The 16,513-nt window shown below is 36.4% G+C and carries 15 protein-coding genes; all 15 read left to right on the forward strand.

From position 1 onward, the window contains the following. Position 1 precedes the first annotated feature (1 nt). Positions 2 to 895 carry a glucose-1-phosphate thymidylyltransferase RfbA gene (gene rfbA, locus VTH8203_RS17160; protein ID WP_096994761.1) on the forward strand — a complete coding sequence of 298 codons (894 nt, stop codon included), beginning with the start codon at positions 2 to 4 and terminating at the stop codon, positions 893 to 895. Further along, positions 895 to 1,776: a dTDP-4-dehydrorhamnose reductase gene (gene rfbD, locus VTH8203_RS17165; RefSeq protein WP_096994762.1), complete on the forward strand. Its 882-nt coding sequence runs from the start codon at positions 895 to 897 to the stop codon at positions 1,774 to 1,776. The genes rfbA and rfbD overlap by 1 nt, the downstream gene beginning before the upstream one ends. Next, positions 1,773 to 2,321: a dTDP-4-dehydrorhamnose 3,5-epimerase gene (gene rfbC, locus VTH8203_RS17170; RefSeq protein WP_096994763.1), complete on the forward strand. Its 549-nt coding sequence runs from the start codon at positions 1,773 to 1,775 to the stop codon at positions 2,319 to 2,321. Before rfbD ends, rfbC begins: the two co-directional genes overlap by 4 nt. Beyond that, positions 2,321 to 3,142, forward strand: a complete 822-nt coding sequence (locus tag VTH8203_RS17175) for an ABC transporter permease (protein WP_096994764.1) — start codon at positions 2,321 to 2,323, stop codon at positions 3,140 to 3,142. Before rfbC ends, VTH8203_RS17175 begins: the two co-directional genes overlap by 1 nt. Next, positions 3,132 to 4,493: an ABC transporter ATP-binding protein gene (locus VTH8203_RS17180; RefSeq protein WP_096994765.1), complete on the forward strand. Its 1,362-nt coding sequence runs from the start codon at positions 3,132 to 3,134 to the stop codon at positions 4,491 to 4,493. The genes VTH8203_RS17175 and VTH8203_RS17180 overlap by 11 nt, the downstream gene beginning before the upstream one ends. Next, on the forward strand, positions 4,493 to 5,350 hold the full coding sequence (locus VTH8203_RS17185) for a class I SAM-dependent methyltransferase (protein WP_096994766.1): 858 nt from the start codon (positions 4,493 to 4,495) through the stop codon (positions 5,348 to 5,350). The genes VTH8203_RS17180 and VTH8203_RS17185 overlap by 1 nt, the downstream gene beginning before the upstream one ends. 185 nt (positions 5,351 to 5,535) lie before the next feature. Continuing rightward, complete coding sequence (locus VTH8203_RS17190; protein ID WP_158296179.1) at positions 5,536 to 7,671, forward strand: glycosyltransferase; 2,136 nt, start codon at positions 5,536 to 5,538, stop codon at positions 7,669 to 7,671. After that, positions 7,668 to 8,600 carry an NAD-dependent epimerase/dehydratase family protein gene (locus VTH8203_RS17195; RefSeq protein WP_096994768.1) on the forward strand — a complete coding sequence of 311 codons (933 nt, stop codon included), beginning with the start codon at positions 7,668 to 7,670 and terminating at the stop codon, positions 8,598 to 8,600. The genes VTH8203_RS17190 and VTH8203_RS17195 overlap by 4 nt, the downstream gene beginning before the upstream one ends. Before the next feature lies 1 nt (position 8,601). After that, positions 8,602 to 10,164, forward strand: coding sequence for a glycosyltransferase family protein (locus VTH8203_RS17200; RefSeq protein ID WP_096994769.1), 1,563 nt, complete (start codon positions 8,602 to 8,604; stop codon positions 10,162 to 10,164). A gap of 111 nt (positions 10,165 to 10,275) precedes the next feature. Continuing rightward, positions 10,276 to 11,700: a UbiA family prenyltransferase gene (locus tag VTH8203_RS17205; protein WP_096994770.1), complete on the forward strand. Its 1,425-nt coding sequence runs from the start codon at positions 10,276 to 10,278 to the stop codon at positions 11,698 to 11,700. Next, positions 11,700 to 13,001, forward strand: coding sequence for an FAD-binding oxidoreductase (locus tag VTH8203_RS17210; protein WP_096994771.1), 1,302 nt, complete (start codon positions 11,700 to 11,702; stop codon positions 12,999 to 13,001). The genes VTH8203_RS17205 and VTH8203_RS17210 overlap by 1 nt, the downstream gene beginning before the upstream one ends. After that, the gene (locus tag VTH8203_RS17215; RefSeq protein WP_096994772.1) at positions 13,001 to 13,741 is read left to right on the forward strand and encodes an SDR family oxidoreductase; all 741 of its coding nucleotides are present in this window, start codon (positions 13,001 to 13,003) and stop codon (positions 13,739 to 13,741) included. The genes VTH8203_RS17210 and VTH8203_RS17215 overlap by 1 nt, the downstream gene beginning before the upstream one ends. 143 nt (positions 13,742 to 13,884) lie before the next feature. Continuing rightward, positions 13,885 to 14,814: an NAD-dependent epimerase/dehydratase family protein gene (locus tag VTH8203_RS17220; protein WP_096994773.1), complete on the forward strand. Its 930-nt coding sequence runs from the start codon at positions 13,885 to 13,887 to the stop codon at positions 14,812 to 14,814. After that, positions 14,815 to 16,107, forward strand: coding sequence for an NAD(P)/FAD-dependent oxidoreductase (locus VTH8203_RS17225; RefSeq protein WP_096994774.1), 1,293 nt, complete (start codon positions 14,815 to 14,817; stop codon positions 16,105 to 16,107). It begins immediately after the preceding gene. Further along, complete coding sequence (locus VTH8203_RS17230) at positions 16,108 to 16,512, forward strand: GtrA family protein (protein WP_096994775.1); 405 nt, start codon at positions 16,108 to 16,110, stop codon at positions 16,510 to 16,512. The last annotated feature ends 1 nt before the right edge of the window (position 16,513 follow it).

Genomic DNA, 16,513 nt, shown 5'->3' on the forward strand with positions numbered 1-16,513 from the left:
GATGAAAGGTATTATTTTAGCTGGTGGCTCCGGTACTCGTCTCTACCCACTGACTCGTGGTGTATCAAAGCAACTCTTGCCTGTATACGACAAACCGATGGTGTTCTATCCAATATCAACACTTATGTTAGCGGGCATTCGCGATATCCTCATTATCACTACTCCAGAAGACCAAGAAGGCTTTAAGCGCCTGCTTGGAGATGGAAGTGATTTTGGTATTAATCTGGAGTTTGCGGTTCAACCTAGCCCAGATGGTTTAGCTCAAGCCTTTATAATTGGTGAAGAGTTTATTGGCAATGATTCAGTATGCTTGGTCCTTGGAGACAACATCTTCTACGGCCAAGCGTTCAGTAAGCAATTGCAAAATGCTCGAGAGTTGACAGCCAAAGGGCTTGCAACAGTATTTGGCTATAAAGTAAAAGACCCTGAACGATTTGGTGTTGTCGAATTCGATGCTGAGATGAAAGCGATTTCGATAGAAGAAAAGCCAGTTGAACCAAAATCTGATTATGCTGTTACAGGTTTATACTTTTACGATAATCGTGTAGTTGAAATGGCTAAGCAAGTTAAGCCATCAGAGCGTGGAGAGCTAGAGATTACCACGTTAAATGAGATGTACCTAAATGATGGCTCTTTGAATGTTGAACTACTTGGACGTGGTTTTGCTTGGTTAGATACGGGGACTCATGAAAGCCTTCATGAAGCGTCCTCTTTTGTTCAGACAATTGAGCATGTTCAAGGTCTAAAAGTAGCTTGTCTCGAAGAGATCGCTTGGCAGAATCAGTGGCTTCCTGATGAACAGCTGATAGAAATAGCGAAACCTATGCTTAAAAATGAATATGGTCAGTATTTAAACCGTCTTGTCACGGAAAAGAAAAAGAGAGCAGCCAAATAATGAAGATCTTAATTACGGGCTGTCACGGACAGGTCGGATACTGTCTAGTTCAACGTCTAAACAAACGAACAGGTGTTGAGGTTATTGCTTATGACCGAGAAGATTTAGATATTACGAATTCAGAGCAAGTCAGTACGATTATTGCTCAGCTAAAACCCAGTGTCATTATTAATGCTGCAGCTCATACTGCTGTAGACAAAGCTGAAACTGATATCGACCAGAGTTATGCCATTAATTATGAAGGTCCTCTTTATTTAGCCAAAGCGGCAAAAGCAATCGATGCGTTACTGCTACATATTTCGACTGACTATGTCTTTGATGGTACTAAGCAAGATCCTTACAACGAAAATGATGTTACAGGTCCCCAAGGCGTTTATGGAAAGAGTAAGTTAGCTGGAGAGCAGGCGGTAGAAGAGCATTGCTCCCTTTATGCAATTTTGCGTACCGCTTGGGTATTTGGGGAAGTTGGAAACAACTTCGTCAAGACTATGTTGAAACTTGGAGCGGATAGACCAGAATTGGGTATTATTGGAGATCAGTTTGGTGGTCCAACTTACGCAGGTGATATTGCAGATGCGCTTATCGTCATGATGGACAAGTTTGCTGAATCCAATAGCGATCTTTCAGGTGTCTACCACTTTTCGGGTGCTCCTCATGTTAGTTGGTATGAATTTGCTTGTGAGATCTTTTCGCAAGTACAAGTTCACAATGTCTTGAAGAGTGTTCCAAAAGTAAACGAGATAACAGCAGAACAATACCCACTTCCTGCACCAAGACCTGCCAACTCGCGATTAGATTGCAGCAAAATAGAGTCTGTATTCGGAGTAACACCGAGTGATTGGAAATTCGCATTGACCAATATTGCGGAATACAAACAATGAAAGTAATTGATACTAAAATCCCAGATGTAAAAATCATAGAACCACAAGTATTTGGCGATGAACGTGGTTTTTTTATGGAAACATGGCAACAAAAGAAATTTGAACAGCTAGTAACTGGAGGGGAACCAACAGTCTTTGTTCAAGATAATCACTCTAAATCAAAGAAAGGAATATTAAGAGGCTTACATTACCAAACAAAAAATACTCAAGGTAAATTGGTAAGAGTTGTATCAGGAGAAGTTTTCGATGTCGCAGTTGATATACGCAAAAATTCGTTGACATATGGCCAGTGGGTAGGGGTTATTCTGTCAGAGACGAATAAACGTCAGCTATGGGTCCCAGCAGGTTTTGCTCATGGTTTCTACGTCACGAGTGAATCAGCTGAATTTGTTTACAAATGTACTGATTATTACAACCCTGATTATGAAAATACAATTATATGGAATGATGCTAGTCTTGATATTCAATGGCCAATAGAGGGTGAAATTCAACTTTCTGAAAAAGATAAGAATGGAATATCTTTCTTTAACGTGGAGCCCCTTTAATGCAGGAATTTCCCATTTCTATTAAAAGTATTGCCAGTAGTTTTATCGCGAATCGAAACTTAATAATTACGTCAATTAAACGTGAAATCGTTGGACGTTACAAGGGCTCCTTATTAGGTATACTATGGTCGTTTGTTAATCCTATCTTTATGCTTTTAGTTTACACATTTGTGTTTAGCGTGGTTTTTAAAGCTAAGTGGGGTGATGGAGGAGGTGAAAGTAAAGCTGAATTTGCACTGATACTATTCTGTGGCCTTATTGTTTTTAATATATTTTCTGAGGCTATATCCAAAGCACCTACCTCAATATTAATTAACCCAAACTATGTGAAGAAAGTAGTATATCCACTAGAAGCTTTAGCGTGGGTTAATACAGGTTCTTCATTATTTCATGGTATAGTAAGTTTTCTGGTGTGGATGCTTGCCTATATTGCATTGTACGGAATACCTAGTGCTACAATATTGTTAGTTCCTATTGTAATACTACCTTTATTACTAATGGTTCAGGGCTTGACTTGGTTTCTAAGCGCAATAGGAACTTACATTAGGGATGTTAATCAACTGGTTTCTATCTTAATAACAACTATGTTATTTATGTCTCCTATTTTTTATCCGATATCTGCTTTGCCTGAAATATACCAAAAAATTCTATATCTAAACCCCCTCACTATCATTATTGAACAAGTTAGAGCTGTTGCTTTTTATGGCGAGTTTCCTAATTACAAACTAGTCATTGGGTATACTTTTTGCTCAAGTATAGTTTGCTATGTAGGTTATTTTTGTTTCCAAAAATCAAGAAAGGGGTTTTCTGATGTCCTCTAACCCAGTAATAAGTGTAGAGAAAGTCAGCAAGTGCTATCACGTATATGATAAACCTAGTTCCAGGCTTAAGCAGTTAGTGATTCCTAAGTTCAAAAAACTGCTAAATCAAGACTGTCAGCAATATTATAGTGAATTTTCAGCGTTAAGTGACATTGACTTTAATATATATCGAGGTGAAACAGTAGGGATCATTGGAAGAAATGGCTCTGGAAAATCGACCTTGCTTCAAATGATCTGTGGTACATTATGGCCAACGAGTGGAGAAATTAAAGTTCAGGGAAGAGTTGCTGCCCTACTTGAATTAGGGTCTGGTTTTAACCCTGAGTTCACTGGTCATGATAACATTTTTATGAATGCAACTATCTTGGGATTGACTAAACAAGATATTTTAGAAAGATATGATGATATCGTCAAATTTGCTGATATTGGAGACTTTATTCATCAGCCAGTGAAGAGCTATTCCAGTGGTATGATGGTAAGGTTAGCTTTTGCCGTTATTGCTCATGTTGATGCTGATATATTAGTGATAGATGAAGCTCTTGCTGTAGGAGATGCATTTTTCACACAAAAATGTATGCGTTTCTTAAGAAAATTCATGCAAACAGGAACCATTCTGTTTGTTAGTCATGATACAGCTGCAGTTAAGAGTCTTTGCGACCGTGTAATTTGGATTAATCAAGGTAAGCTTGTTGAGGACGGCTCTCCTAAGGAAGTTTGTGAAAGATATCATCAGAAGTTGTATGATGAACAGCAAGTTACTGAAGTTAAAAATGATGATATATATTCTACATCGGAATCGAAAATCGATGTGGAGTACTATGATCAAAGAGATGACTTTATTAACAGTAGTAACCTTAGAAATGACTTAAAGATATTTGAGTTTGATGAAAATGCAGATTCATTTGGTACTGGTGGAGCTAAAATTATTAATGTAGCTTTAATCGATACAAATACTAGACCTTTGTCTTGGTGTGTAGGAGGAGAAAAGGTTTCTTTGAAAATAGAAATGCTAGCGCTATCGAATATTAAAAGCCCAATTGTAGGCTTTTTTGTTAATAATCAATTCGGCCAAGCTATTTTTGGGGAAAATACCTATATTTCTTGTATTGACAAGAGTTATAACTATCAGAACGGTGATCGCTTTCTTGCTGAATTTAGTTTTCATATGCCAAGGCTACCTGCCGGTGATTATAGTATTACTATTGGCCTAGCAGATGGTACACAACAAGAGCATGTTCAACTTCAGTGGATGCACGATGCGCTAATTTTTAAAGCAGATTCGTCTAGTGTATCAACAGGTATAGTAGCTATACCAATGCAGAATATAGAACTAAAAGATTTTGAGGAATAATGATGTATTTTAATAAAGACTTAGCAGCAACAACGAAATTTAAGCCTAGATCACTTCAATCCCCATCTGCCTGGATGGGACATATTCCTTTTGCTTCCTGGCTTGTGAAACAGATGTCGCCGAAGTTATATGTAGAGTTGGGGACTCATTCAGGCAACTCATATTTCTCAATATGCCAAACGATAGTTGAATCAAATAAAGAAACGGTTTGTTATGCAGTAGATACATGGCAAGGTGATGAGCATGCCGGTAATTATGATGAATCTGTGTACAATTATGTAAGTAAACACAATAAAGATCACTACTCTAAGTTCTCATACTTATTAAGAACGACTTTTGATGAAGCAGCAAATAACTTTGCGGATAAATCGATAGATCTTTTACACATCGACGGTCTACATACTTACGAAGCTGTCAAACATGACTTTGAAACTTGGTTACCTAAGCTTGCACCAGGAGCTATCATTTTATTTCATGATACGGTTGTTAGGGAACGTGAGTTTGGTGTTTGGAAGCTATGGGGTGAGTTAACAAAACAGTACCCTAATAATATTGAGTTTGTTCACTCACATGGTTTAGGAGTTCTTCAGATTCCTTTTGATGATGGTAGCTATAGCTTTGATTGGTTGAACTCTAACTCCAAAGAGGTTCAAGAGACCTTAGTCGATTTCTTTGGTGGTCTTGGCACAAGTACTATAGCAAATTATGAGAAACAGATTTTAGAAGCTGAAAGAGAAGATTTATTAGAAAAAATCAGTTCTCAATATGCAGATCTTAATCATTTGAAAAGTGAACTGGAATCTGTCTATAACTCTCGGTCGTGGAAAATTACAAGACCAATGAGAGCTATAAAATAAGCATACTAAATGCTAATAACTTACCATTATATAGGCTAATTAATGTGTTAAAAATAAAGAAGAAGATTAAGAGCAAGATTAATGGATTTGCTAGCTACATAATGTCAATTATCAGCAAAAATTATTTTTCTATGATTAGATTAATTAGACCTCACTATACTAGGACTTGTAATAAGTATCCTGTAGTGAAGGTTATCTTAAAACCGTTAGTATATGTAAATTTGCTAATTAGATCACTAATTTATAGGAAAAAGGCAAAGTATAGCTCAATCCATTGTAGTCACAATAACTACTTTATAAAAGAAAATAATACCGATGAGATATTTGAGCCATTAGTTTCTATTATCGTTCCTAATTATAATCATGAGCCATATCTCAGGGAAAGACTGGAAAGTATATATAAACAAACATACAAAAATTATGAGGTCATACTACTAGATGATGTATCGACAGATAGAAGTAGAGAGATACTAAGTGAATATGCAGAAATTCATAGTGATAAAACTAGGCTTGTAGTTAATGAAAGTAATTCAGGGAGTGTTTTTAAACAATGGAATAAAGGTTTACTACTTGCAAGAGGAGAGCTTATTTGGATTGCAGAAAGTGATGACTTTTGTTCCTATGATTTTGTAGCGAGCTTGGTATCTACGTTCGAGGATGAGTCAGTAATGCTCGCTTTTTCTAATACAATTTTTGTAAGAAATGAAGAGGAAATTTGGAGTCTTAATGAGTATCTCTTCGATATAGATACTATTAATGTGGAAAATGATTTTGTACTTCCCTCACAATACTTGTTTGAAAATGGTTTTACTAGAAAGAATATCATACCTAATGTAAGTAGTGCTATGTTTAGAAAACCGCATAAGTTAACTCTTTTAGAGGACGAGTCTTGGCGTCAAATGAAGGTATGTGGAGACTGGGTATTTTATGCAGAGATAGCTAAGGGAGGATGTATTGCATATCAAACGGCACCAACTAATTATTATAGGCAACATGATGGCAACATTTCAGTGACATCACATAAACTTAGAAAATTCTATGAAGAACATTACGTTGTTCTTACTAGGATTCTAAATATATATACGGTATCTGATGATGAAATATCAGCGCATATTTCTTCTATTACCTCGCATTTTAAGTCGATAAATACTGATATAAAACTGGAAGATATTGAAGCTATCTATGAAGATAAAGTATTTTTACAAGAAGTTCGGAACAACAAAAAGCCAAAAATATTGATGGTAGGGTACGCGTTTGTTTCCGGTGGTGGCGAGACTTTTCCCATACAACTTGCAAACTTGTTTAAAAACAATGGATTCACTGTTACTTTCCTAAACTGCAACGAAGCAAAAACTAATCCTGGTATTCGAAAGCTACTATCTCCGGATATACCAGTTGTCAATAATATATTCGAAATAAACGGCATAGTAAGAGACTTTGATATTGATGTCATCCATAGTCACCATGCTTGGGTTGATATGAATATTATTGATCTATTAGATTCTACTTCAATCAAAAATAACAAGAAAGCGAAGCATGTTGTATCTATGCATGGCATGTATGAAATGCTTGACGACAATGTGAAGGACAAGATTGTTCTTCGACTTCATGACAAGGCACATAGATTGGTATATGCCGCAGAAAAAAATCTTCAACCACTAGTAGAGTTAGGCCTACAAGAAAGTAAAAAACTAGTGAAGGTAGAGAACGCACTACAAGATCTACCTATTAATACAATAGAAAGGCATAGCCTTGGCATACCTGAAAGCGCTTTTGTGCTATGTTTGGTCTCTAGGGCGATACCGGATAAAGGTTGGCAAGAAGCAGTCGATGCCGTTACGGTAGCAATTAAAAACAGTCCAAAAGAAATTTACCTATTGATGATAGGAGATGGACCAGAGAAAGATAGATTAAGTAAAGTTACTCTTCATCCAAACATACGTTTGCTTGGATTTGCGAATAATATCAGAGATTACTTTTCTATGGCAGATATCGGCTTTCTACCAAGTAAATTCAAAGGTGAAAGCTACCCATTAGTTATAATCGATTGTATAAGAACGGGTACTCCTATGCTTGCATCCAATATAGGAGAAATTAAGAATATGCTCTCTAGCAGAAACGGAGATTTTTTTGCAGGAGAATTGTTTGAATTAGATAATTGGCAGATTAATACTGGTGAATTGGCTAATTTGATTTTAAGTGTTGCTAATAGTGAAAAAGATTACTCTGTAGCTGTCGCTGATATAAAAGATAAGTTTAGCCCCAATGTTCTATTTGAAAGGATGCAAGATATATATATTAGCGAAGAGGTTGACTCATGAAAAATGTCTTAATTGTTGGTGGGGGAGGGTTTATAGGTCGGCATTTGGTTATGTACCTTTTTCAAATCGGTGACTATAAACTAAAAGTACTTGATATTCGCAAGCCAGACTGGTTACCTCGTGATGTTGAATTTATTGAAGGTAGTTTTCTTGACCAGAGCAATCCTGCAGTAAAATCATCATTTTTGGAGGTTGATGTCGTATATCACTTAGCATCAACAACAATACCTCAGACATCGAATAGTGATATAGTTTTCGATATAGAGAGTAACTTGATAGGTAGTCTGGCTCTTTTAAATTATGCTGTCGAAGCAGGTGTTAGCAAATTCATTTTTACTTCATCTGGAGGGACGATATATGGACCATCAAATGACCCGATTGTGGATGAGTTTCATGAAACGAATCCAAATTGCTCTTACGGAATAGTGAAGTTGGCGATAGAAAAATACCTATCACTATATTCAAACCTTCATGGATTGAGCACGTATTCACTAAGGATTTCTAATCCTTATGGTAAATACCAATCAATAGAAAAAATGCAGGGAGCCATACCTATATTTTGTCATAGAATTATGAATGATAAATCTATTGAAATATGGGGTGATGGCAGTATTGAAAGGGATTTTATATATACCTCAGATTTGGTTTCTGCTATGGAAAAAGTAATGCATTTACAAAGTAGAAATGAGGTAATTAATATTGGTTCTATGGCGTCAGTCAGTCTCAATGAAATAATTAAGACGATCGAAAAGGTTAGCGGAAAGAAAGCTATAGTCAAGTATTTACCTTCTAGGAAAGTAGATATACCTAGAGTGTGCCTTTCTAATGATTATGCAAAAAAAACCTTAGGTTGGAGTCCTACAGTGAGTCTGATCCAAGGGCTCTCTGAAGTGTTAGAAGAATATCATATTAAGGAATATTGGATTTAACATGAATTTTAATATTAGTGAAAATAAATGGTTTACTTCCACTGCGGCCTTGTTCTTTTTAGCTTGTTTGTGCATTGCATATGCCACATTTTATGCTTTGTATTACGCGGATCAACCATTATTAGACTTCTACAGTTTTAGACAAACACAGACTGCTTTGACATCTTATTGGCTAATCAAAAACGGAATTATCAATTTTTATGAAACTCCTGTTGGTGGTTATCCTTGGTCGATACCATTTGAATTCCCTATTTATCAGGCTATTGTAGCTCTTTTTTCAAATTCAACAGGTGTTGGTCTTGATACGAGCGGAAGGTTGATTTCTTATTTATTTTTGTTATTAATACTACCTTATACTAACTCTATCTTTAAAAAATTAGATATTGATAGCAGGGTGTCTTTAGTCTTTTCTGCACTCTTAGTAACATCTCCTATCTATTTGTATTGGTCAAGGACTTATATGATAGAGACTGCTGCACTTTTTTTCACGATTGCTGCAATTAACTACTTTGTTAATATATGTGTTAATGGTAGAGGATATGCTAAATTTATATTTTTTATCACATTAGGATTGTTACAGAAATCTACTACGCCATCACCTTTATTTATCGCAATTGGTCTTTGTTTTCTAGTTTATTTAATAGCTCTAGGACGACAAAGTGGATTTTCTTCGGTTTTATCTGATGTCTATGTCAAGAGAGTTTTACGTGCTAGTTTGATGTTAGTGGTACCAATTCTAATCACAGTTCTATGGGTTTCTTATACGGACCAAATAAAAAACCTATCTGTATTTGGTTCTCAGATTACATCTTCGTCGTTATCAAATTGGAACTGGGGAACACTGTCTCAACGTTTTTCATATGAGTTTAATAATCTGGTTTTGTTATCTAGGATTACAAAGCACAATTTTTTTCTAGGATTAGGTTGGATAGTCACTCTATGCGCTATATTTTATAACTGGCGCCGTAATCGCAAAGTTACAGTATTGATTTTAGTCTCGATTTTATTTGGTCTTGCTCCAATTTATACTTATACAAACTTGCACTATGTCCACGACTACTATCAAACAGCTAACGTTATATATTTATTAGCTGCGGTATCCATTTCAGTTGTCTATTTGCCTATTGGTAATAAGTGGATGCTTGCTGTTACGATTGTACTTATCCTAGTTAATATCATATTGTTCCAAACTTCCGAGCTGTCTACAATGATGAAACGGAATTTTACCGACAAAACAGAAACTCAACTAGCAATTGCTAAAGTAATAAAGGAACGTACAGAAAAAGACGCCCAGATTGTTATTTTTGGTGATGATTGGAGCTCGGTATATCCTTATTATTCTGAGAGAAAAGGTTTTGCTGTTCCAAAGTGGTATAAGGATTACAATAAGATTTCTGTTAATCCTGAGCTTGGTGCTCAACCAGGCAAACTTGGGGCCGTAGTTTACTGTCCAAGAGTCGATTTACCTAAATTGAGTGATTTGACGAGCTGGTCCGATAACCAAAACTGGGAACATTTACCTATATATGGTTGTGATTTATTTATTCCTTACGTTAATAAATAGATCTTTAGGACGGCATAGGAAATTGATAACTATGCTGTTGTTTTAGTAGCAGCTAAATTTCTCTTTCATGGTTGCTTATATTTACAGTAATTTTAAATTTTGGCTAATGTAATGGAAAAGTTGAAACCGCTTGTAGTTGACCTAGACGGAACATTAATAAAGAGTGACCTTTTGATAGAGTCATTGTTTCTTTTTCTAAAGAGTAACATATTTAATTTTTTGGTCTTTATAAGGTATTTATTTAAAGGAAAAAGCCAGTTAAAGTCAAAAATAGCCAGCGTAGTTGATATTGATGTGTCAGTGCTGCCTTATAATAATGACGTTTTGGATTATATAGTTCTAGAAAGAAAAAAAGGTCGGAAAATAATTTTAGCGACAGCGTCTAATATTAGATATGCTAATCAAATTTCTGATTTTACGAAGGCTTTTGATTTAGTTCTCGCTAGTGATAAAGAAATAAATCTTGCTTCTAAAGTTAAAGCTAAACGGCTAGTCGAACAATTCGGTGAAAAGGGTTTCGATTATATAGGTAATTCAGAAGCCGATATCCAAGTATGGGAGAAGGCGAGTGAAGCTATCGTTGTAAATCCAGACAGAGGTGTTTTAGAAAAAGCTCGTCGTATAGCTAACGTTTCAAAAATTATCGACACACGTCCTTCTTTTTTAAGAACACTCGTCAAAGCACTACGTGTACATCAGTGGGCGAAGAATGTGCTAATTTTCGTCCCATTAGCAGCGTCTCACTATCTAATGAACTTCGAGATGCTAACAACGGTTTTATTCGCCTTCTTAATCTTTAGTCTCTGTGCATCAACGGTTTATTTGCTTAACGATCTTCTAGATCTAGAAGATGATAGACATCACAAAACTAAATGCAATAGACCTTTTGCTTCGGGAGATTTGGATGTAAGGTTTGGAATCTTTGCTGTTCCTTTGATCTTGTTAGCTGTGTTTGTTTTATCAATAGTATTACTTCCGCCAAACTTCTTTTTTGTGCTGCTATCGTACTATTTATTAACACTGGCGTACTCTTTTAAACTTAAAAAGATGGTAATGGTTGATGTAATTACTCTCGCGATGTTATATACGGTTAGAATTGTCGCAGGTGGTGTGGTTCTTGGATTAGAATTAACTTTTTGGTTGCTCGCGTTTTCTATGTTTATATTCTTGAGTTTAGCAATGGTCAAACGTTACGCCGAGTTGTACGAAGCGAAGCAACTTGGTTTGACTAAAACAAGAGGCAGGGGATACCAACCTTCTGACCTTGAGTTATTGTCGTCATTAGGAACTGCATCAGGGTACCTTTCCGTATTGGTTTTATCCCTTTATATTAACGAGCCTTTGACCGCTTCTATGTATCACTATCCAACGCTAATCTGGGCTGCTTGTCCCTTACTCCTTTTTTGGATTAGTAGGACATGGATTGTTACACATCGTGGGCTTATGAATGATGACCCTGTAGTTTTTGCTTTGAAAGATAGGGTGAGTCAAATAGTTGGCGTATTGTTTATTTTAGTGTTTTGGATGGCTATATAATGAAAATTGGCTCTTGGGGTCGCTTCCCCTATAGTAAGAATAGTGTTCAACCGATAGACTGGTTGACTCAAATACCGACGGTGATTGATAGTTTTGACGAAACTTATCTCCCATTTGGTAATGGTCGAAGTTATGGGGATAGCTGCCTATCAGAAAATGGGAACGCTTTCGGAGTGAGAAACTCAAATCGTTTCTTGTCAGTCGATTGGGAAACAGGAATCATACGGGCTGAAGCGGGAGTTCTTCTGAGTGAAATATTAGAGCTGTCGGTACCAAGAGGATGGTTTTTAGCTTCGACGCCCGGAACCAAGCTTATTACTCTAGGTGGAGCTGTAGCTAATGATGTCCATGGAAAAAATCATCATGTGGCAGGTACATTTGGTTTACATGTAAGAAAGTTTGGTCTTTACCGATCAGAACAGGGTTTAGTTGAATGTTCTGCAAGTAAGAATAAAGAACTATTTAATGCCACAGTCGGTGGTTTGGGCTTGACTGGAATTATTCTTTGGGTGGAACTGCAATTGAGGCCCATTTCCTCCAGTATGATAGACAGTCAGAATATTAAGTTTTCAAACCTTGATGATTTTTTTAGTTTATCAAGAGAGATCGATGAGAAATTTGATTATACAGTCGCTTGGGTGGATTGTGTATCGAAAGGATCTAATCTTGGGCGTGGAATTTATATGGTCGGCAATCATATGGAGAGAGGAACGTTAGAGTTACCGAAAAGTACAAAGCTTAGTGTTCCAGTCGACCTCCCTTTTTCTTTAGTGAATCCACTAACTTTGAAGGCATTTAATGCTTTTTACTATAATAAACAGTTAAGTAAAAAGGTTAACAAGTTGGTTAGTTACGAGCCATTCTTTTATCCATTAGACTCAATAACAGAGTGGAATCGTATTTATGGAAAATCAGGGTTTCAACAATACCAATGCGTTATTCCCGAAAACAACGCTCAGGATGCAATGAAAGAAATCCTAACTACAATTTCGACAAAAGGTTTTGGTTCCTTTTTAGCGGTACTAAAAAGATGTGGAGATATTAATTCTCCTGGAATTCTCTCATTTCCTATGGAAGGTGCAACCTTAGCGCTTGATTTTCCGCAAGTTAAAGGAAAAACTAATCAGTTGTTTGACCAATTAGACAGCATAGTTTCTCAAGCTGGCGGTCGATTGTATCCCGCAAAAGATGCTCACATGAGTGGTGAATTTTTTAGGGATTCTTATTCTAACTGGGAAATTGTTGAAGGATTTCGCGATCCTAGAATAATGTCTAAATTTTGGCATAGAGTAACAAGATAATGAAGAATATATTAATTATTGGCGCTACATCAGGTATGGCTTTAGCGGTAGCGAGGAAGTATGCTCAAAGAAGAAACCGATTATTTCTGGTAGCGCGAGATGGTAAAAAATTAACCACAATTGCGAGTGATTTGACTGCGCGTGGTGCGGAGAAGGTAGCTACTTTTGAGTTAGACGTTAACGATTTGGCAAATCATGAAACTATGCTCGACAGTGTGCACAAATCAATTGGCGATATAGATATTGCACTGATCGCTCATGGTACTCTACCGGAACAGAAAAAGTGTGAGGGAGATGTAAATCTCTTGGTCAAAGAGTTCAATACAAACACGGTAAGTACACTTGCTTTACTTACTTTGATCTCAAATAAGATGGAGGCTCGACAGAGAGGGACTATTGCTGTTATTACGTCGGTCGCAGGTGATCGAGGTCGAGCATCAAATTATGTATACGGTTCAAGCAAAGCAGCAGTAAGTACCTTCATAAGTGGACTTCGTGTGCGGATGAAACAGTCTAATGTAAGCGTATTAGATATTAGACCAGGGTTTGTAGCAACTCCAATGACACAGTCTCTAGATTTACCAGAGCGGTTAACTGCGTCGACAGATACAGTGGCAAAAGATATTGTTAAGGCAATTGAATATGGGAAAAGTATCATTTATACGCCCTTCTTTTGGCGTTACATAATGTTGTGTATTAAGACTTTGCCTTTGTTTTTATTCAATAAATTGAAGCTATAGTTATTAGGTTTATATTGCATGAATATGAATAAATATTATTAATTAGCTATCCTTTCTCTTGGCCTGACAGCTAAGTGGCTAGTTATTTATTTGGATAATGTAATTTTGTTTAGTTTTTAGAAATGAGCTTATAGAGGATGTAAATGAAAATTGTATTGCCTGGTGGCGCTGGTTTAGTTGGTCAGAACCTTATAGTTAGGCTCAAAAATAAGGGTTTTACCGAGCTTGTTGTTATAGATAAACATAAAGAAAATCTTGAAGTTTTAAAGAAAAATCATCCTGATATTCAGGCGGAGTTTGCTGATCTTGCTCAGGAAGGTGATTGGGAAAGACACTTCGAAAAAGCTGATAGTGTGATAATGCTTCAAGCTCAAATAGGCGCTAAAGAAAAAGAATTATTCATCCGTAACAATGTAGTTTCAACAAATAACGTAATTAAGGCAATAAAGAAATATCATGTTGATCATACGGTACATATAAGCTCATCTGTCGTTGAATCTATTGCAGATGACGACTATACAAATACTAAAAAAGAGCAGGAGAATCTAGTACTAGATAGTGGTATTAACTGTATTGTCTTAAGACCGACCTTGATGTTTGGTTGGTTTGACAGAAAACACTTAGGATGGTTATCTAGATTTATGGAAAAGGTACCGGTTTTTCCTATTCCTGGAAATGGAAGATATATGAGACAACCTCTTTATGTTGGTGATTTTGCTAATATAATAATCAGTTGTATTGAAATGAAAAGGATTGGTGGAGTATACAATATTTCTGGTTTGGAGAAGGTTGACTATATAGATATAATTCGTACTATTAAACGTGCAATAAAATCTAAAGCAATAATACTAAAGATTCCTTTTTCTCTTTTTTCTGTCTTACTTAAAATATGGGCCGTATTCGACAAAAACCCACCGTTTACTGTTGAGCAATTAAATGCTTTAGTTGCTTGTGATGAATTTGAAGTAATGGACTGGGAAGGAGAGTTTAATGTCTCAGCGACGCCATTTGAAGCAGCAGTCATTGAAACCTTTTCTGACGAAAAATACAGTAAAATTAAATTGGAATTTTAAATGAGTGTAAAAAAAGTAGCAGTGCTAGGTGCAGGTCCAATGGGATTGGCCGTTGCTTACCAATTAGCAAAAGATGGCCATGATGTTACAGTATTTGAAGCTGATGACCGAGTGGGAGGAATGACAGCGTCATTCAACTTTGAAGGTTTGGATATAGAAAGGTATTATCACTTTATATGTGCAAACGACCATCCTCATTTTGAGATGATTTCCGAAATGGGGTTAAATGATAAGTTGAAATGGACAAAGACTAAGATGGGCTTCTATTATGAAGGAGAGCTGTTTCCTTGGGGGAATCCAATTTCATTGCTCAGGTTTCCAAAGCTTGGACTCGTCTCTAAACTCCGATACGGAATACATGCATTCTTATCTACAAAACGTTCAGATTGGACGCGGTTAGATGATGTATCAGCTACAACTTGGATTAAGAAATGGATTGGTAGTGAAGCCTATGATGTTTTGTGGAAAAGTTTGTTTGATCTAAAGTTTTATAACTATTCAAATAATCTTTCAGCCGCTTGGATTTGGACTAGAATTAAACGCATTGGCAACTCCAGATACAATATGATGGAGGAGAAATTAGGGTATCTAGAAGGTGGCTCTGAAGTTTTGTTAAATGCGATGAAAGACAGAATTGAGTCACTTGGAGGGAAAGTAATACTTTCATCAAAGGTTGACAAGGTAAATATTGATAGAGGTCGAGTCAATGGCTTAGAGGTTGGTGGCAAAATACTAGATTTTGATAATGTAGTGAGTACGGTTCCTGCACCTTATATACCTAATCTTATCCCTGATCTTCCTGAGGAAGAACGGTCAAAGTTTGAAGAGCTGAAAAATATCGCGGTAGTGTGTTTGATCGTTAAATTGAAAAAATCAGTAACAGAGAACTTTTGGTTAAATATCAATGATAAAAGAATGGATATACCAGGGATCGTAGAGTATTCTAGACTAAATCCCCTTAAGGATCATATTGTTTATGTCCCCTATTATATGCCAGCTGAAAACGATAAATATTCAGAGCCGGACAGTAGCTTCATCAATAAAGTTAAGTCTTATCTAAAAATCATCAATCCTGAATTATCTGATGACGATTTTATCGATATTCACGTTAATAGATATCGCTATGCACAACCTATTTGTGAACCAGGATTTTTAGAAAAGCTGCCTCCTGTAAACTTAGCGGTAGAAGGACTCTACGTCGCCGATACTTCTTATTACTATCCGGAGGATCGTGGAGTATCTGAAGGTATTCGATTTGGTAAAAAAATAGCCAAGATGGTTGGAACTGAATAAATGCCTAATATCTATGCTTCGAGACAATTTGTTATGTTTCTTTGCACTGGAGGTTTTGCTGCGGCTGTCAATTTTGGCAGTCGCATTTTCTTCAGTCAATATGTTAGCTTTTCGACTGCAATTGTACTAGCGTACTTAATGGGAATGGTTACTGCGTTTGCCTTAGCAAGAGTATTCGTATTTACGGATTCCAAAAATTCGGTCGTTCGCTCAGCATTCTATTTTACTCTTATCAATATAGCAGCAATTGCTCAGACTTGGATCGTAAGTATGCTTCTTGCATACTATATTCTTCCATTTTTCAACATATCGAAATATATTCATGAAATTTCCCATTTAATTGGTGTGTTAGTGCCAGTTTTTACAAGTTTTATTGGTCACAAGAGCCTATCTTTTAGAGAATAGT

Origin of the sequence: Vibrio thalassae (assembly GCF_900089835.1) — a bacterium.
Classification (GTDB): domain Bacteria; phylum Pseudomonadota; class Gammaproteobacteria; order Enterobacterales; family Vibrionaceae; genus Vibrio; species Vibrio thalassae.

Excerpts from the sequence above, each read along its gene's own strand:
- rfbD (WP_096994762.1), top strand. The coding sequence starts at position 895 with ATGAAGATCTTAATTACGGGCTGTCACGGACAGGTCGGATACTGTCTA.
- VTH8203_RS17175 (WP_096994764.1), top strand. The coding sequence starts at position 2,321 with ATGCAGGAATTTCCCATTTCTATTAAAAGTATTGCCAGTAGTTTTATC.
- rfbC (WP_096994763.1), top strand. The coding sequence starts at position 1,773 with ATGAAAGTAATTGATACTAAAATCCCAGATGTAAAAATCATAGAACCA.
- VTH8203_RS17220 (WP_096994773.1), top strand. The coding sequence starts at position 13,885 with ATGAAAATTGTATTGCCTGGTGGCGCTGGTTTAGTTGGTCAGAACCTT.
- VTH8203_RS17210 (WP_096994771.1), top strand. The coding sequence starts at position 11,700 with ATGAAAATTGGCTCTTGGGGTCGCTTCCCCTATAGTAAGAATAGTGTT.
- VTH8203_RS17205 (WP_096994770.1), top strand. The coding sequence starts at position 10,276 with ATGGAAAAGTTGAAACCGCTTGTAGTTGACCTAGACGGAACATTAATA.
- VTH8203_RS17225 (WP_096994774.1), top strand. The coding sequence starts at position 14,815 with ATGAGTGTAAAAAAAGTAGCAGTGCTAGGTGCAGGTCCAATGGGATTG.
- VTH8203_RS17215 (WP_096994772.1), top strand. The coding sequence starts at position 13,001 with ATGAAGAATATATTAATTATTGGCGCTACATCAGGTATGGCTTTAGCG.
- VTH8203_RS17230 (WP_096994775.1), top strand. The coding sequence starts at position 16,108 with ATGCCTAATATCTATGCTTCGAGACAATTTGTTATGTTTCTTTGCACT.
- VTH8203_RS17185 (WP_096994766.1), top strand. The coding sequence starts at position 4,493 with ATGATGTATTTTAATAAAGACTTAGCAGCAACAACGAAATTTAAGCCT.
- VTH8203_RS17180 (WP_096994765.1), top strand. The coding sequence starts at position 3,132 with ATGTCCTCTAACCCAGTAATAAGTGTAGAGAAAGTCAGCAAGTGCTAT.
- VTH8203_RS17200 (WP_096994769.1), top strand. The coding sequence starts at position 8,602 with ATGAATTTTAATATTAGTGAAAATAAATGGTTTACTTCCACTGCGGCC.
- VTH8203_RS17195 (WP_096994768.1), top strand. The coding sequence starts at position 7,668 with ATGAAAAATGTCTTAATTGTTGGTGGGGGAGGGTTTATAGGTCGGCAT.
- rfbA (WP_096994761.1), top strand. The coding sequence starts at position 2 with ATGAAAGGTATTATTTTAGCTGGTGGCTCCGGTACTCGTCTCTACCCA.